This window comes from Verrucomicrobiia bacterium (assembly GCA_019634625.1).
Taxonomy (GTDB): Bacteria; Verrucomicrobiota; Verrucomicrobiia; order Limisphaerales; family CAIMTB01; genus CAIMTB01.
In genome coordinates this window covers 47,505-65,665 of record JAHCBA010000019.1, presented here as the reverse complement: position 1 = coordinate 65,665, position 18,161 = coordinate 47,505, and the positions used below count along the sequence as shown (strand labels likewise).

Below are 18,161 nucleotides of genomic sequence, written 5' to 3'. Positions count from 1 at the left end.
TCAGGACCCAGTTCATGGGGCCGTGCAGTCCGGCGGAGCTCCTGCGCCATAAATGCTCACAAAGACGGTTGAATTTTGGCCAATTCCACCTCCTCTGGCGTCGCAAATCTCCCAAATTTTTCCTTGATCGTCGATCGCCATCGCATGCAGGTTACCGTCAATGATAGCTTCGGCACCCATCATGAATCGGCCTGTGCCTGTTCGGAAGCCATAATCGTTCTGCTTCGGTAGGGCGCCCATGCCGGGAAAGTCTGAGAATGCTTTTCGGCCAGATATCAATAACTCCCGTTCCCCAATAATCAGATTAAACCGCTCGTTGCCCTTGGGCCTTAGCGACAGAGTGGGTGTATTCACGCGTGTGGTTTCAAAGAGCTCCGTATACGGATAGGGCCACCCCGGGTACCTCCCCGCGGCGACGGCCTCTGCGACCATTTGTTGTTCTTTGTAGGCGGCGACGAGAAGTTCGGTGGCTTCGCTGACGCGGGCGTCGAAGGTGAACTTGTTATAGAGAGGAATCGAGATGGAGGCGAGGGCGCCCACGATGACGACGGCGATCATGGTTTCGTGGAGCGTGATGCCGCGCTCAGCATGATGGCGGGTGAGGAAGCTGCGAGGGGCGGCCGAGAAGGCGAGGGGGGTGCGTTTTGAGGTGCGCAGAGAGGGGCCGCCATGCCGAAGGAAGGAGCGTCGCTGGGGGATGGGCTGTGTGATCGTCTGTCGGGCAGAGGCCGGGCGGGTGCCTAGGAGCTGCGGCCACCTTTCGAGAAAATCCAAAGACAGCGTGCTGGCCAGGGTTTCGATAAAGGCTCGGCAGGCCGTCGCGACCCATCGGACCAGCGGTAATTGGGCGACGATCCGGGAGGTGTGCCTCCCGGATCGAGGACGAGGACAAGTTCTACGACCCCTGGCGGGGTCGTGTGCGAGGCGGGACATTTCCCCGGGGGTCGAACCCGGGGAGCCGGGCTCGACCCCCGGCTAATCTCTGGAAACCCTCCGGGTTTCTCCCGGATCCTTGCCACTGCCTGGAGCAGTTCGAGCCTCCAGCATGCGGACCCGGGGTCAGATCTGTGAATTTGACAAATCAAGTCTCGGCGCCTGAAAGGAAGCCGAATGTCAAATTCAGAGATGTGACCCCGGGGATTGGGGACGGGTCTGCCGGTTCGAGGACGAGTTCTGCGACCCCTGGCGGGGTCGTGTGCGGCGTGGAACTCTTCCCCGGGGGTCGAACCCGGGGAGCCGGGCTCGACCCCCGGCTAATCTCTGGAAACCCTCCGGGTTTCCCCTGGAGTTTGGCCATTTCCGGGAGCAGTTCGATCCTCCATTGGCGGGCGCTTCCCCGGCATGATGTTCCGATCGGGGTCGGGGTCGGTATCGGAATCGGTATCGACAGGAGTGTGGCCGGCTGAAGCCGGGACACCAGATGGGTCGGGGATTGGGGGCGGGTGGTTGGGTGTCCACGCTTCAGCGTGTCGGGGCATGAGGATTGGAAGGGGAGAGCTGCGCGAGGCGGTGGGACGGGATGGGGGATTGTCGCGGCCGGCTGAAGCCGGGACACCCAACGGGCCGGGAAGGCGCGGGTGCCGGCCCCGAGAATCTGGGCGCTGGCCAGGGTGCGGAAGCGGTTGGGGGAGGCTTCGGCGACGAGGCATTCGCCGCGTTCGGTGAGGATGATGAGAAGCCCTTGTCGGCGCCGAACCGGTCCTGGGTGGCAACGGACCAGGGGAAACGGCCGGGGGTTCCTGCCCGTCCAGGCGAGGGTCGGTTCGCCCTCCGACTGCAGGAGCGTCAAGGCGTAGCGGGCCTTCCAGGCGCCGGCTTCTTCTGTCACCGGTCACATCAAAAGGGACCACCTGCGGTCGAAATGGGTGCGTTCAAAGGGTTGAAGCGATCCCGAGGAGATGACACAGCAGCCAGCTCGGTACTCCGGGGCGCGAGGCTCAGGACATCAGATTGTCAGACAATACAGATTTGACCCCATTGCTGTGGTTCCGGGCTTGGGTTGGGTTGGGGGGCCGGATAGGCTGGAGGTCTGTGATGCGACGATCGAGTGCTCCGCCCGGGGCTGAGCCGGGCTTGAAGGGTTCCCGCCCGGTCCGGGTGGGGATGGTCTCGCTGGGCTGCGCCAAGAATCTGGTGGATGCGGAGATCATGGTCGGTTCGCTGCTGCGGGATGGGATGGAGGTGGTGAATGATCCGGGCGAGGCGGATGCGTTGATCGTCAACACGTGTTCCTTCATCGATGCGGCGCAGGAGGAGAGCGTGGATACGATCCTCGAATCGGCGGAGTTCCGGGCGGGACACCGGCCGGGGCAGGCGGTGATTGTGTCGGGTTGCCTGACGCAGCGGTTCCGGGACGAACTGCCGTCGTTGCTGCCGGAGGTGGATGCCTTCATGGGGATCGACCAGGTGGAGGAGGTGGGGCGGATCGTCGGGGAGGCGGTGGCGCGGCGTGCGGGGCTGGAACAGGCGGGGGCGGGAGTGAGGAAAGGGAAGGCGGACGGCGGTGTGGGGCGGAAGGGGGCGGTGAAGGCGCGGTTGGCGGCTTTGGAGGCGGACCCGGGCAAGGGTGGGGCGGCGGGCGGCGTTGGGGCTGGGCGGGGGACGGAGGCAAGACCTGGGGCTGGGGCAGGGGAGGGGCTGGCGGTGGAAGCGAACCGGCGTCCGAAGTACCTCCCGCGCTGGGATTCGCCGCGGTTCCGGCTGACGCCGCGGCATTTCGCGTATGTGAAGATCGCGGAGGGCTGCAATCACCCGTGCAGTTTCTGCATTATTCCGAGGATGCGCGGGAGCCATCGGAGCCGGGCGCAGGCGGACATTGTGGAGGAGGCGCGGCGGTTGGTGGGCGAGGGGGTGCGGGAGCTGAACCTGATTTCGCAGGACTCGACGTATTACGGGATGGACTTGCGGCCGGGCCATCGGAGGACGATTTCGTCGCCGGACCGATTTGCGGAGGCGACGCGGGCAATGGGGGGGGACGCGACGACGTTGGGGAGCCTGCTGGAAGCGCTGGACGGGTTGTCCGGGGATTTCTGGATCCGGTTGTTGTACACCCATCCGGCCCACTGGACGGACGGGTTGATTGCGACGATGGCGGGGTGCCGGAAGGTGGCACGGTATGTGGACATGCCGTTGCAGCACATCCATGACGACATGCTGGCGCGGATGCGGCGGGAGACGGACGGCGGGTACATCCGGGATTTGATCGGGCGATTGCGGGCGGGGATTCCGGGGGTGGCGTTGCGGACGACGTTCATCGTGGGATTTCCGGGGGAGACGGCGGCGCATTTCGAGGCGCTGCTGGGGTTCCTGCGGGAGGCGCGGTTCGAGCGGATGGGGGTGTTTGCGTATTCGAAGGAGGACGGGACGGTGGCGGGCCGTATGGCGGGCCAGGTTCCAATACGGACCCGGCAGCGGCGCCGGGAGCGGGCGATGGCGGAGCAGCATGCGGTGGCGCGTGAGATTGCGGCGTCGTTTGTGGGACGGGAGATGCGGGTGCTGGTGGAGGGGAAGGCAACGGCAGAGGCACTGGCGGCGGCGCGGGTGCAATCGTGGGAGCACGGGTTGATGCGGGAGGCGGGGACGGAGGGGTTGCCGGGGAAGCGCCGGAGCTACTGGGTGGGGCGGGGTGAGGCGGACGCGCCGGACATCGACGGCCGGGTGTACCTGACGCGGCCGGCGCCGGTGGGGGAGTTTGTCACGGTGCGGGTAATCGGGCACACGGACTACGACCTGATTGCGGAGCCGGCGGCGGAGTAGAGGAGGGGGGCCCTCGAGATGGATGCTGCCCAACCAACCATCCGGCACGCGACGGTGGCGGACGCGGAGGCGGTGTCGCGCATTTTCGCGGGGCCGAAGGCGATCTGGGGGACGTTGCAGATCCCGTATGCTCCGGTGGAGACGTGGCGGGAGCGGCTGAGTCAGCCGGAACGCGGCTTCATCCCGCTGGTGGCCTGCATGGACGGGGAACCGGTGGGGATGCTCGGCCTGCATACGCACCCGGATCGGCCGCGGGTCCGTCATGCGGCGACGCTGGGGATGGCGGTGCGGGATGACTGGCAGGGTCGGGGGGTGGGGACGGCGTTGATGGAGGCTGCGCTGGATATGGCGGATCGTTGGCTGCAACTGACCCGCGTCGAGTTGAATGTGTTCGTCGGGAACGATGGGGCCTTGCGGCTTTACCGACGGTTCGGGTTCGAGGTGGAAGGGAGGCTTCGGCAGGCGGCGTTTTGCGATGGGCGGTTGATCGACGTGCTGGTGATGGGGCGATTGAGGCCGCCATCGGAGCCGGGCGGCAGGGGGGACGACCACGTAGGGAACGAATCATGATCGACGCGGTGAGAGGCGAGGCGGCCATCGAGACCCGGGGCCTGACGCGGCAGTTCGGGGAGCGGCGGGCGGTGGACGGGTTGTCGTTGCGGGTGGAGGCCGGGACGTTTTACGGGTTTCTCGGGCCGAACGGGGCGGGGAAATCGACGACCATCAAGATGCTGACGGGGCTGCTGGCGCCGACGTCGGGATCGATGCGGGTGTTGGGGGCCGATCTGTCGGATGGGGAGCAGGCGCGGGAGGTGAAGCGGCGGATCGGGGTGGTGCCGGAGAACCTTGGGTTGTTCGACAATCTCACCGGGCGGGAGTACCTGACGTTCATCGGGCGGATGTACGGGGTGCCGCTGGCGACGGTGCGGGAGCGGTGCGGGGAATTGCTGGCGGTGATGGGGCTGGAGGGGGAGGAGCGGAAGCTGACGCTGGAGTACTCGCACGGGATGCGGAAGAAGCTGGCGTTGGCGGCGGCCTTGCTGCCGGATCCCGACCTGTTGTTCCTGGACGAGCCATTTGAAGGGGTGGATGCGGTGTCGTCGCGGATGCTGCGGGACACGCTGCGACGGTTTGTGAAGGGGGGCGCGACGGTGTTTCTGACCTCGCACGTGCTGGAGATTGTCGAGAAGTTGTGCAGCCGGGTGGGGATCATCGCGGCCGGGCGGCTGGCCTGCGAGGCGTCCATGGAGGAGATCCGGCGCGACGGGAGCCTGGAGGACCGGTTCATCGCGGCGGTGGGGGAGGAGGCGGGTAGCCCGGCGCGGCTGAGCTGGCTGGAGGACGAACGGTGAATCTGGAGCAGCTCCGGGCGCTGCTGTGGCTGCGGTGGCGGCTGACCCGCAACCAGTGGAGCCGGGGTGGGACGATCCAGGCGGTGCTGACGGCGATCGGGATGGGGTTGGGCATGTGCATGGGGGCGGCGGCGGCGGTGGGCGGGTTGGTGGTGGGGTACGGGCCGCTGTCGCGGGCGGAGCCGGTGACGATGCAATGGGTGTGGGACGGGGTGGTGGCGGGATTTCTATTGCTCTGGCTCATCGGGCTGGTCACCGAACTGCAACGGTCGGAGACGATCGACATGACCCGGTTGATGCACTTGCCGGCCACGCTGCGGGATGTGTTTCTGCTGAACTATGTCGCGTCGCATCTGCAGTTCAGTCTGGCGTGGGCGGTTCCCGGGGCGTTGGGGCTGGCGGCGGGACTGGTGTTGGGGCGCGGATGGGGGATGCTGCCGCTGCTGGCGCTGGTGTTTGGGTTCTTCTTCATGGTCACCGCCTGGACGTACTGCCTGCGGGGCTGGCTGGCGGCGTTGATGGTCAATCCGCGAAAGCGTCGTGCGGCGATCATGATGGTGACCGTGGGCGCGGTGCTGGTGTTCCAGGTGCCGAATCTCGGCTCCCAATGGTGGATGCGGGGTCACCGCGAGCGGATGGCCGGATTGAGCGGGGAGCAGCGGGTGGAGGCGCTGCGGGAACAGCGGGCGGCGGCGGCGGTGATGGTGGAACGGGTGCATCGGGCAGTGCCGTTCTTGTGGCTTCCGGCGGGGGCGCGTTCGCTGGCGGAAGGGCGGATGGGCATGCCGTGGTGGGCGGCGGCGGGGATGACGGGACTTGGGGCGCTGGGGTTGTGGAGGGCGTATGGGGCGACGCTCCGGTTCTACCGGGGGGAGGAACGGGGGCGTCGTGGGCGGGGCCAGGGAAAGGCGGGCCAACCGGGGGCGACGTCCGGGCGACCTGCGGGGCCGGTCTGGGTGGAACGCGGGGTTCCAGGAATGTCGGGGGAGACGGCGGCGATGGCGTGGGCGTGTCTGCGATCGATGCTTCGGGCGCCGGAGGTGAAGATGGCGCTGGCGATCAACGTGGTGGTGTTTGTGGTGGTCGGGGGCGGTTTGGCGATGAACGCGAAAGGGGCATTGCCGGAGCCGGTGCGGGCGTTGATGCCGGCCGGGGCGGTGGCATTGACGTTTTTCGGGATGATGCAGGTGATGTTCAATCAGTTCGGATTCGATCGGGACGGATTCCGGGCGCTGGTCTTGCTGCCTGCCCGGCGGAGCGGGGTGCTGCTGGGGAAGAACCTGGCCGTGGCTCCCGTCGCGCTGACGGTTCTGGGGGTGTTGCTTGGGCTGCTGACCGGACTGGGAGGCATGGCGTGGACCGGTTGGCTGGAGGCGATGGGGTTGTTTGTCGCGGCGTGGGCCCTCTTGAGTCTGGCGGGGAACGTGGCCTCGATCCTGGTGCCGTATCGCTTCCAGCCGGGTTCGACCAAGCCCACCAAGATGACCGCATTGACGACGTTTCTGATCCTGCTGGTCACGTCGATGTTTCCGGTGGTGATCGCTCCGCTGATGCTGCCGGCAGCGGCGGGGATGGTCCTTGAACGTGGGTGGGGTTGGCCTGGGTGGGTGGTGTCGCTGGGGGGGGCGACGGCACTGGCGGCGGCGTCGGTGACGGGATACCGCTTCGCGTTGGAACCGATGGGGCAATGGCTCGCTCGGCGTGAGCGGGCGATTCTGAAGGCGGTGACCGAGCAGGTGGAATGAGCTGCCTTTGCGGGTGGCGGGTGGGGTGGGGCGCGGCTTGACGCGGGACCTGTGAGGGTGATGTGCCGGAACCCAACTGCGAGGGCTGTCCGGGCGGTGGTTCTCTCCGAATCGAAATCGACTTTCTATCCACCCATCCCGCCGCTCCCGAAGCAAATAAAGAGACAGTCCAAATTTCTTTGGCCAAACGCTCCGGCTTGGCACCCGCACAAAGATCCATCCGGCCGCTCATGACTTTCGACAAGGCGGTGAGGTGAGAGGTGAGAGGTGGGGGGCAGACGGATAGCGGTGTCAACAATAATATGTCAGTCTTATTGACAGAATGGTCAATTAGAAACTGCCAGACCAATTCTGCGAGGCACTGGAACCGCAACTGCGAGTCAACAATAGCGTGTCGGGCTGATTAACCTCGACCCACAACGCCGGGATGCACGGGAGAGAGGGAGGCGCAACGGCTTCGGCGGCGGCTTTGGCTTGGACCGGGGGGACGGGGCATGGCATAAGGCCGGTCACCGAGGACCCATCAACCCATCACGCATCAGCACGGGAGCGCACCATGTTTCGGCGATTGACGAACGTAATCCGGGGTTTTGTGGCCCTGTTTATCGGGGGGGTGGAGAAGAGCGCGCCGGAGGCGCTGCTGGAGGTCGAGAAGGAGAATCTCCGGAAGCAGATTGCCAACTACAACCAGGGACTGGCGGCGCATGCGGGGATGTGCGAACGGCTGATGGCGCAGGTGAAGAAGCTGGAGCGGGAGGACGAGGAGTTGAGGGCCAAGGCGACGGCCAACCTGCGGGCGGGGAACCGTGAATCGGCGGGGCAGTACGCCCTGCGGCTCCAGACGGTCGGGCGCGAATTGACGGAGAACCGCGCGCAACTGGCGGAGGCGGAGACGACCTACCGGCAGTTGGTGACGGCGCGGGACGCGTCGATCCAGGCGGCGAAGGCCAAGATCGAGGCGCTCAAGAGCAGTCTCAATGAGTTGAAGATTCAGCGGGCGACGGCCGAGTTGGGCGAAATGGCTTCTGGGATGATCACCAGCATCGGGGGTTCCGGCGACACGCTGAACCGGCTGCATGAGATGGTGGAGGAGGAGCGCCAGAAGGCGGCAGGCCGATCGCGGGTGGCGCGGGATTCCCTGGACCTGGGCGATCTCGAGGCGAGGGAGCGGGAGCAGAAGGCCATGGCGGAGATCGCCCTGGCGGACTTTGCGGCGCGGGAGGGGATCGCCCTGGAAGCGCCGGCCGCCCAGGCCCCGGGACCGGGACCGGGTCCGGATGCGCCGCCGCCAAAGCGCATGGGGCCGCAATCGGAAGGCCGTGCCTGAGGACGGCGGTGAATGAGGTCAGGACCGGGGGCGCAGCCGGGTGACCGCGATGTCGGCGCAAACCACAGCGAAAGGGTGGCCGGCCTGGGCGGCGGAGATGGCGGCGCTTTACGAGAGCCACGCCGCCAGCCAGTTCGTGCTGCACGGCAACGTGGAGGATCTGCTGCCGGCGGGGGTTCGTCCGGAGCGGCCGCTGGCGCCATTGAGGTCGTTCCTGATCGAGTCCGTGATGCCGGGGTTCGAGGTGGTGCTGAGCTACGACGTCGGGAACGGGGTGCGCGTCGAGCGGGGCGGGGCGTTGCTTCAGGAATGGCCGGCATTGCGGGATGCGCCCGAATGGCCGAAGTCGGCGCGGGGCGCGGTCGAGCGGTTGACCCATTACTTCCGGTACGCGGCGAATCTGGCGCGTCTGGGTCAGGCGCGGCGCCAGGTGGGGTTGGTGGTGTGGGCGGCTCACCTGCTGGCCCCGGCGGAGGCGGGGTCGCACCCGGAGACCGGGGCGGTCGCACTGCTGTTGCGCGAGTGGGCGGGGGAGGAACTGACCGAGGCGCTGCCGCTGGCGACGTGCCTGGTCTGCGAGAACCTCCACGATCTGCACCCGATGGTGTGGGGGAATCCGCGGGTGGCGGTGTTGCACGTGCCGCTGCCCGGGGTGGACGAGATGACGTCGGTGCTGCGTCGGGCGTCGGCGGGGCATGCGCAGGCGATGCGGGTGTTTGCGGGGCGGGAGGTGGCCCTGGCGGAGGGATTGCGGGGGATGAGTTTTCGGGCGGTCGAGCGGCTGTTGCGGCGGCACGAGCATCGGGGGGAGGCGATTGACGAGGCGGCGGTGGCGGCGGTGCGGAAGGCGAATGTGGAACGCGAGTGCCGCGACCTGATCGAGTTCGTGGCGCCGACGCGGGATCTGGGGGCGGTGCTGGGGCTGGACGGGGTGAAGGCCTGGCTGCGGCAGGATCTGGCGTTGTGGCGGGACGGAGATCTCGAAGCGTTGCCGATGGGGTATCTGCTGTGCGGTCCGGTGGGAACCGGGAAGACCTTCCTGGTGGAATGTCTGGCCGGGGAGGCGGGGGTGCCGGTGGTGAAGATCCGGAATTTCCGGGACCGCTGGGTGGGAAGCACGGAGAGCAACCTGGAGCGGATTTTTCGTCTGCTGCCGGCGCTGGGGCGGTGTTACGTGTTCATCGACGAGGCGGACCAGGCGCTGGGGCGGCGGGATGGGAGCGGGCAGGACTCGGGGGTGTCCGGGCGCGTGTACGCGATGATGGCGAAAGAAATGAGCAACCCCGCGAACCGGGGTCGGGTGGTCTGGGTGCTGGCGTCCAGCCGGCCCGATCTCATCGAGGTGGATTTGAAGCGTCCAGGTCGCATTGATGTCCGTCTGCCGCTGTTCCCCTGTGCCACGCGCGCGGAGGGATGGGAGCTGCTGCGGGGGCTGGCGGCACGGCGCGGGCTGGAGGTGGACGAGGCGACCGGGCGGGAGATCGAGGCGGTGGTGCCGGAATGGTTGACGCCGGGGACGGCGGAAGCGCTGGCCGTAAAGGCATACCGGCTGGGGCGGACCCGGAAGCTGGGGGCGGGCGAAGCGCTGCGGGAGGCGGTGGCGGACCACCAGGCGCCGGTGCCGAGGGAAGTGCTGGAGCGGCAGGTGCGGCTGGCGGTGGGGGAAGCCACGGATTTGTCGTTGGTGCCCGAGGCGTTTCGTGGGTTTCATGAAGGCGGTCGCGGGGGGGGCGGCGGGGCGATGGCGGGAAGTCGAGGTGACCCATGATGGAAGTCCTGCGAGAAGCGATCGCGCTGCCGAACCTGCCGTTCACCGTGCTGCTGGCCGGGGTGGTGGGGTACTGGCTGATGGTGGCGGTCGGGGTGCTGGACATGGAGGGAGGGGAGGGCTCGATGGAGGTGAATGGCGATGTGGGCGGGGGATGGCTGTCGGGGATCACCCAGTTTCTCAACCTGGGGCGGGTGCCGGTGATGGTGGTGGTCAGTCTGCTGGCGCTGTTCCTGTGGATGTTCTCGATGATCGGGACGCATTACTGGGCTGGAAACTCCCTGGCACGGGCGCTGGTTCTGCTGGTGCCGAACCTGGCATTGAGCCTGGGGCTGACCTGGGTGGCGTCGCGGCCGGTGGCGGCGTTCTTCCGGAAGCTCAGCGCGGAGGGCGACGAGCATGTGCCGCTGATCGGGCAGACCTGTGAGATCACGACCAGCACGGTGACCGAGGCGCTGGGGCAGGCGCAGGTGACCCGGAAGGGGTCGCCGGTGGTGTTGAACGTGCGACCGCTGGAGGGGGAGCGGCTGGCGCGCGGGGACACGGCCTTGATTGTGAGCAAGGACGCCGGGCGCGGGGTGTACTACGTGCGGCGGGTGAGTTCGGAGACGCTGTGAACGGGGGAGCGAGGACAAGGCCGGGAATCGTTGCCGGGCGAGTGGCCCGGGGACGGGAACCGGCGGAATTGGAGAGACGAACGCAATGAACACGTTGGCGGCGGGATTCATGGAAGGCCTGATGGCCCTGGGCGGCGTGGTGGTGCTGATCGTGCTGGCCGGCATCGCCGCGCTGGTGCTGCGGTGCTACCGCAAGGTCGAGCAGGGAAAGGCCCTGGTGCGAAACGGCTTCGGGGGGACCAAGGTGTCGTTCTCCGGGATCGTGGTCTTCCCGGTCCTGCACCGGGCGGAGACCATGGACATCTCGGTGAAGCGGGTGGAGATCGACCGGCAGGGGAAGAACGGCCTCATCTGCATGGACAACATGCGGGCGGACATCAAGGTGGCGTTCTTCGTGCGGGTGAACCAGACGCCCTCGGATGTGCTGAAGGTGGCGCAGTCGATCGGATGCGTACGGGCCTCGAGCGAGCAGTCGATGGTCGAGCTGTTCGACGCGAAGTTCTCCGAGGCCCTGAAGACCGTGGGGCGGCAGTTCAACTTCGTGGACCTGTACAATTCTCGGGAGAAGCTGAAGGAGGGGATCATCAGCGTCATCGGCACCGACCTGAACGGGTTTGTGCTCGAGGACGTGGCGATCGACTTCCTCGAACAGACGCCGATCGCGCTGTTGAACCCGGACAACATCCTCGATTCCGAGGGCATCAAGAAGATCACCGAACTGACGGCGGCGCAGAAGGTGCTGTCGAACCACATCGACCGGGACCGGGAGAAGACCATCACCAAGCAGAACGTCGAGGCGCAGGAGGCGATTCTCGAATTGAACCGGCAACTGGCCGAGGCGGAGGAAAAGCAGAAGCGCGAGATCGCCTCGATCAAGGCCCGCGAGGAGGCCGAGGCGCGCAAGGTGCAGGAGGAACAGCGGCTGCGGTCGGAACAGGCCCGCATCGCCACCGACGAGGAGGTGCAGGTCGCCGAGGAGAACAAGAACCGGCAGGTCATCGTCGCGCAACGGAACCGGGAGCGGACGGACGCGGTCGAGCGGGAACGGGTCGAGAAGGACCGGCTGATCGAGCAGACGGAGCGGGAACGGGTGGTGACCCTGGCGCAGATCGAGAAGGAGAAGGTCGTCGAGGCGCAGAAGAAGGCGATCCAGAACACCATCCGGGAGCGGTTGGAGGTCGAGAAGACCGTGGTGCTCGAGCAGCAGCGGATCAAGGATGCCGAGGCGTTCGCCACGGCCGACCGGGACAAGAAGGTGGCGATCACGGCGGCCGAGCAACTGGCCGAGGAGGCGCTGGTGCGCGACATCAAGGCGGCCGAGGCGGCGCGGAAGGCGGCCGAGCTGCGGGCGGAACAGGAACGCTTCGTCACGGTGCGCGGGGCCGACGCGGCGCGGGAGGCGGCGGAACGCCGGGCCCAGGAGTTGCTGATCGCGGCGGAGGCGGAGGAGGCGGCGGCCTTGAAACAGGCGGCGGCCCGGAAGGAACTGGCGGCGGCCCTCAGTGCGGAGACGGCGGCCGTCGGACTGGCCGAGGTGCAGGTCATCGAGGCGCGGGCGGAGGCGACGCGCAAGCAGGGATCGGCCGAGGCCGAAGTCATGCAGTTGAAGTTCGGGGCCGAGGCCGAAGGCATCACGCGGAAGGCCGAGGCGATGAAGGAGTTCGACGGCGTCGGTCGCGAGCACGAGGAGTTCAAGCTGCGGTTGAACCAGCAGCGGGATCTGGAACTGGCGGGCATCGAGGCCCGGAAGGCCATCGCCGACAGCCAGGCCGCGGTGCTGGGGGAGGCGTTGAAGCATGCCCGCGTGGACATTGTCGGGGGCGAGACGCAGTTCTTCGACCGGTTGACCAGCGCCATCACCGGGGGCAAGGCCATCGACCGCTGGGTCGATCACAGCCGCACCCTGGCCGACGTGAAGGAGACCTTCTTCAACGGCGACCCGGAGTATTTCCGGACGCAGGTGCAGGGATTCATCGACCGGTTCGGGATCCGGACCGAGGACCTGAAGAACCTGAGCGTGGCGGCGCTGCTCGGACGGCTGATCGCCGGGGCCGAGGATGCGTCCGTGCGCGGCTTGCTGACCCGGCTGCTGGCGCGGGTCGAACGGGCGGGGACCGCCGAACTTCCGGCGACCGACTGGCGGGAGGCGCTGACGGCCGCCGCCACTTCCGGGCCGGTGGCGTCCGGCGGTGCAACCTCCGGCAAGCCGGCATGAGCGCGGTGCGAGAGGAGAAGACCGCGATCGGCCGGACCGGGATCGCACCCGGGGGTGTCGTCGCGGTCCGGACGTGTGAGGGCTGAGGCGCGATGGCGACCGAGCAAACGGCTGGGAGTGACGGGCAGGACGTTCTCGAGCGGGGGACGTATGAGATCCTGCGTCAGCGGCTGGAGGGGCAGGGGGCGGAGCTGCGCCGTCGGCTGGAGGGATTGAACGCCGCGCGGCAGGAGGTGTTCGGGTCGATCCCGACCACGCTGCTGGCGACCGAACGGCTGACCACGCGGAACAACTGTGTGCCGCGGGACATGTTTCCCATCGGGAACCGGCGGTTCCTGTTCGGGTACAACGTGCAATTCGGGCTGCGGACGGAGATCCAGCTCGAGGATGTGTTCGGATTGTACGAGCTGCGGGACCGGCAGTTCCACGAGTTGCCGCTGGACACGCTCCGGGTCGGGGAGTTCGAGGGGCAGTTCCGGGACCTCTACAAGTACTACAAGGAATCGGTGTTCAAGCGGTTCTCCCGGGTCGGGCCGCACCTGTTCATGGTGTTCCGGGTCGGGAAGAGCCTGTCGGACATCAAGACCTTCAAGTGGGTGTGCGCGGACGGCCGGCTCGAGTATCTGGGGAACCGGTCCGACCACGAGTACCGGTACCCGCCGCAGCACGAATTCGAGTGGCGCCGGACGCATCGGGAACTGCACCGGGCGGGGCTGCATCCGCACATCGCGATCGAGGACACGCTGTTCGTCGAGTGCGTGGGCGGCGATCTCACCATCAAGGTCGAGGACAACACGGCCTCGGGCGAGGGGATCTACTCGGAGCCCGTGGAGAACGCGGACCAGACCCTGGACGACGCGGAGTTCCACTATGCGCGGGTGGGGAGCCTGCTGCTGCTCAAGGTGCGTCCGTACCAGGAGCGGGCGTGGCGTCATTTCGTGTTCAACCGGAGGATGCAGGAGGTGCGGCGTATCGATGCCTTGGGGGATGCCTGCGTGCTGTTGCCGGACGATCAGGGGATCGTGTTCCCGGGCGGGTACTACCTGCAGAGCGGCGAGTCCAAGGGGTTCGAGACCGGGTTGAGCGACATGCATTTCGACCGGCGGATTGCGGCGCCCAACGGGGAGGATCACCTGTACGTGTTCCATCAGCGGGAGAGCGGGCGGTACCTGCTGATGTCGTACAACGCGATCGCCCAGCGCATCGAGTCGCCGACCGTCTGCCAGGGGTTCTCGACCTTCGAGAACGGGGAGATGGCCATTCTGCGCGCCGACCCCGCGCCGCAGAAGCATCACGTCGTGCAGATCTGGCAGACGCCCTACGCGGCGTCGGACTGGCAGCCGCCGGTGCGGGGCGACTCGTTCCTCCAGCGGATCGGGAACCCGGAACTGGTGAGGGCGCTGGCGGAGGGGCAGGAGCTGTTGACGCTGATCGGGCGCCGGGACACCTACGCCGATCTGTATCTCGACCTGGTGAAGCGGTCGGGCGACATGGCGGACGCCTACTTCTGGCTGGGGCGGGAGGACACCTTCGATCTGCGGTCGGTGGTCGGGGAGATCCGGGAGACGGCCTCGGCGGCGCTGGCCGAGTTCGAGAAGGTCGTCCGGATCCGGCGCGCGACTGCGGCGGAAGTTGCGCGGCTGGAACGGGAGTCCGGCGCGTTGTTCGAGCGGTTGGCCACCACGGCGGCGGCGCGGATCGAATACTTTGTCGAGGGGCTTGCCGGGCTGCGCGGGCTGCGCGGGGATTTGATTGCCGCCCGGGAACTGCGCTACGCCGACACCGGGCAGTTGGCGGCCCTCGAGGAACGGGTCACCACGCGGGCGGAGGAACTGGCGCGGGAGACCGTGGGGTTCCTGCTCGGGGAGGAGGCGTTGCGACCCTATGCCGAACGCATCGAGGCGTTGTCGGGGGCGGTGGAGCAGCTCGGGCGGGTGCGCGAGGCGAAGGAGACCGAGGCCGAGGTGCAGGGGATCGCCGGAGGGTTGGAGACGCTGCTCGAGGTGATGGGACAGTTGAAGATCGACGATGCGACCCAGGCGACGGCGATCGTCGATCGGATCTCGGGGCTGTATGCCGGATTGAACCGCGTGCGGGCGGCCTTGCGGCAGCGGATGCGCGCGTTGCGGGGGGCGGAGGAGGCGGCGGAATTCTCGGCGCAGAAGCGGCTGCTGCAGCAGGCGATGGCGCAGTCGCTGGACCTGAGCGACACGCCGGAGCGATGCGACGAGCACCTGAACCGGCTGCTGGTGCAGGTGGAGGAGCTGGAGGCGCGGTTCGCGGATTCGGACGAGTTCGTGCTCGAACTGACCGAGCAGCGGACGGCGTTGAGCAACGCCTTTGAGACCCGGAAGATCGAGCTGGTCGAGGGCCGGAACCGGCGGGCCGCCGCGTTGCAGGAGGCGGCCGGGCGCATTCTCCGGGCCGTCGAGCACCGGGTCCGGCAGTTCGCGACGGTGTCCGAGATCCACGGGTACTTTGCCTCGGACCCGATGACGCACCGGGTGCGGGAACTGGTGGAGCAGTTGCTGGGGTTGCGGGACACCGCGAAGGCGGAGGAGATCGACGGGCGGTTGAAGGCATTGCGGGAAGAGGCGGTGCGGCAGCTTCGGGACCGGCAGGAGCTGTTCGCGGGAGGGGCGGAGGCGATGCAACTCGGGCGGCACCGGTTCCTGGTGAACACGCAGGAGCTGGATCTCACGCTGGTGCGGCGGGGGGAGGGGATGTTCGCGCACCTCACGGGGACGGGATATTTCGCGGCCGTGGACGATCCGGAAATCCAGGCGCTGCGCGACGTCTGGGACCAGGAACTGGTGTCGGAGACGCCGCAAGTGTACCGGGCGGAGTACCTGGCCTGGGGACTGTTTCGGGAACTGGAATCAGGCGGGCGCCTTGACGAGGCGCTGGGATGGAACGAGGCGCAGCGGATCGAGGCGGTCCAGCAGTTCATGGCGCCGCGGCACGACGAGGGATATGTGAAGGGCGTGCACGATCCGGACGCGGCCCGGTATCTCGAAGCCCTGGTGGAGGTGCATTCGCAGGCGGGCCTGCTGCGGTACAGTCCGGCGTCACGGGCGCTGGCGGCGGTGTGGTGGGAGGGGGAACGGGACAGTGAGGCAGGGCGGCGCTGGGCGGCGCGGGCGCGTTCGATGGCGGGACTGCGCCGGGCCTTCGCGGCGGATCGCGACGCGGAGGAGGGATACGCCGGGGAGCTGGCGGGGGGGATGGCGCGGTTCTGCGAGGACACCGGATTGTTTCCGGTGACCCTGGCGCGGGAGGCGGCGGGGTACCTGTTCCGGCAGTTGCAGGAAGAGGGCCCTTTCGTGGTCAGCGGGGAGGCGGATGCGCTGTTCCGGTCGTTCGGCCAGCACCTGCAGTTGCATGGGTACCGCTCCGGTCTCGACCGGGCACGACAGGAACTGGCGGAGGATTTGGGGGCGCGGTACCGGGCGTTCCGGGACTGGGTGGCGGCTCATGCGCGGGAAAGCGCGCCGGGATCGGGCGGTCATGTGGATGAGGTGGCGGCGCTGCTGCTGCGGGACACCCCGGTGGCGACGGGGGTGGTGCAGGTGACCCTGCGGCGCGAGCTGGGTCCGATGGCGGGGATGCATGCGACCGTGCCGGAAGGGCGGGCGACCTTTGATTATCTGGATTTCACGCGGCGCCTGACGGAGCACACCGGGGAGGCGGTGCCGCGGTTCCGTCGGTTGCAGGCGCGGAAGAGGGCCTGGATCGAGCGGGAACGGGAGGCGCTCCGGCTGGAATCGTTCCGGCCGCGGGTGATGGGTTCGTTCGTGCGGAACCGGCTGATCGACTCGGTGTACCTGCCGCTCATCGGGGACAACCTGGCCAAGCAGATCGGCGTGGCCGGCGACGCCAAGCGCACCGACCGGAGCGGGCTGCTGCTGGTGGTGTCGCCGCCCGGGTACGGGAAGACGACGCTCATCGAGTATCTGGCCAACCGGCTCGGGCTGGTCTTCATGAAGATCAACGGGCCGGCCATCGGGCACCGGGTGGTCACGCTCGACCCTGCCGAGGCCTCGGGCTCGGCCGCCCGCGAGGAACTCGAGAAGCTGAACCTTGCGCTGGAGATGGGCGACAACGTGATGCTCTATCTCGACGACATCCAGCATCTCAGTCCCGAGTTCCTGCAGAAGTTCATCTCGCTCTGCGATGCCCAGCGCAAGATCGAGGGCGTCTTCCGGGGGCGGGCCCGCACCTACGATCTGCGCGGGCGGAAGGTCGTGGTGGTGATGGCCGGCAATCCCTATACCGAGAGCGGGGACCGGTTCGAGATTCCGGACATGCTGGCCAACCGGGCCGACACCTACAATCTGGGCGACATCGTGGGGGCGCACGCGGCGGCGTTCCACGACAGTTACCTCGAGAACGCGGCCACATCGAACCCGGCGCTCGGACGGATCGCCGCCCGGAGCCGCCGGGACGTGCTGGCAGTGCTGGCGCTGGCCTCGGGCGCGACCCGTGACGGGGTGGACTTCGAGGCGGACCATTCGCCGGACGAGTTGAACGACGCGATTGCCGTGGCGCGCCGCCTCTTCCGGATTCGGGACGTGGTCTTGCGGGTGAACGAGGAGTACATCCGTTCGGCGGCGATGCAGGACATGTACCGCACCGAGCCCGCGTTCCGGTTGCAGGGGTCGTACCGGAACATGAACCGCCTGGCCGAACGGGTGGCCGCGGTGATGACCGAGGCCGAGGTCGAAGCCCTCCTGCAGGAGCATTACCGCAACGAGTCGCAGACCCTCACCCGGGACGCGGAGGCGAATCTGCTCAAGCTGCGGGAACTGACCGGAGCGCTGACCGCCGCGGAGGCGGAGCGGTGGCGCGCCATTGGTGAGACCTTCCGGCGGCAATTGCGGTTCGGGTCCGATGCGGACGGCGACCCGGTGAGCCGGGTGGTGCGGCAGTTGGCGGGGTTTCAGGACGGGATCGAGGGGATGCGGGACGCGGTGCGGGACGGACTGGCCCGGCTGCCTGAGGCGCTTCGCCCGGCGGACCCGCCTCCCCCACCGCCCCCACCCCCTCCTCCTTTCGTGTCCGTGGCGCCCAACATGACCTTCATTGTGGCACCGGGGTCGCTGCCGTTGGTGCCCGCTCCGGCAGGCGCGACGGCACCCGCGGAGGTTCCGATCCCTGGTGCCGAGGCGGCGCCCGGGGCCCGGGTGTCCGATGGCATCCGCGAAGTGCGGATCAGCCAGGAGACCCTGCGACGGATTTGGGAGTTGATCGAAAGCCAGCCGACGTCCGGACCTCCTTCCGGTGCTTCCGGGGACGAGCCTGGCGAACCCGGCGAGCACACCATCCAGGTGCCGCGCGGGGAGTGATTGGGGGAATGGAGCAGGGAGTTTGGGCGCGGCAGT

10 protein-coding genes are annotated in these 18,161 nt (G+C 67.7%); 9 read left to right on the top strand and 1 reads right to left on the bottom strand.

The features are described 5' to 3' along the window. Window positions 1-12: 12 nt before the first annotated feature. Window positions 13-558, bottom strand: coding sequence for a hypothetical protein (locus KF833_12825; GenBank protein MBX3746181.1), 546 nt, complete (start codon window positions 556-558; stop codon window positions 13-15). A 1,545-nt stretch (window positions 559-2,103) separates the two neighbouring features. Here KF833_12825 and rimO point away from each other — a divergent pair. The 9 genes from rimO to KF833_12780 all read left to right on the top strand — a co-directional run bounded on the left by rimO (window position 2,104) and on the right by KF833_12780 (window position 18,125). Continuing rightward, on the top strand, window positions 2,104-3,756 hold the full coding sequence (gene rimO, locus KF833_12820) for a 30S ribosomal protein S12 methylthiotransferase RimO (protein ID MBX3746180.1): 1,653 nt from the start codon (window positions 2,104-2,106) through the stop codon (window positions 3,754-3,756). Window positions 3,757-3,774: 18 nt separating this feature from the next. After that, window positions 3,775-4,326, top strand: a complete 552-nt coding sequence (locus KF833_12815) for a GNAT family N-acetyltransferase (protein ID MBX3746179.1) — start codon at window positions 3,775-3,777, stop codon at window positions 4,324-4,326. Beyond that, window positions 4,323-5,108 carry an ABC transporter ATP-binding protein gene (locus KF833_12810; GenBank protein ID MBX3746178.1) on the top strand — a complete coding sequence of 262 codons (786 nt, stop codon included), beginning with the start codon at window positions 4,323-4,325 and terminating at the stop codon, window positions 5,106-5,108. The genes KF833_12815 and KF833_12810 overlap by 4 nt, the downstream gene beginning before the upstream one ends. Further along, window positions 5,105-6,853, top strand: a complete 1,749-nt coding sequence (locus KF833_12805) for a hypothetical protein (GenBank protein MBX3746177.1) — start codon at window positions 5,105-5,107, stop codon at window positions 6,851-6,853. Before KF833_12810 ends, KF833_12805 begins: the two co-directional genes overlap by 4 nt. A 556-nt stretch (window positions 6,854-7,409) precedes the next feature. Further along, window positions 7,410-8,180, top strand: coding sequence for a PspA/IM30 family protein (locus KF833_12800; GenBank protein MBX3746176.1), 771 nt, complete (start codon window positions 7,410-7,412; stop codon window positions 8,178-8,180). 49 nt (window positions 8,181-8,229) lie between these two features. Continuing rightward, window positions 8,230-9,948: an ATP-binding protein gene (locus KF833_12795; GenBank protein ID MBX3746175.1), complete on the top strand. Its 1,719-nt coding sequence runs from the start codon at window positions 8,230-8,232 to the stop codon at window positions 9,946-9,948. After that, window positions 9,945-10,565, top strand: coding sequence for a DUF1449 family protein (locus tag KF833_12790; GenBank protein ID MBX3746174.1), 621 nt, complete (start codon window positions 9,945-9,947; stop codon window positions 10,563-10,565). The genes KF833_12795 and KF833_12790 overlap by 4 nt, the downstream gene beginning before the upstream one ends. A gap of 85 nt (window positions 10,566-10,650) precedes the next feature. Continuing rightward, entirely contained in the window at window positions 10,651-12,780 is a 2,130-nt protein-coding gene (locus tag KF833_12785; protein MBX3746173.1) for a flotillin family protein, read from the top strand. Between the two features lie 92 nt (window positions 12,781-12,872). Beyond that, on the top strand, window positions 12,873-18,125 hold the full coding sequence (locus KF833_12780) for a DNA repair ATPase (GenBank protein ID MBX3746172.1): 5,253 nt from the start codon (window positions 12,873-12,875) through the stop codon (window positions 18,123-18,125). The last annotated feature ends 36 nt before the right edge of the window (window positions 18,126-18,161 follow it).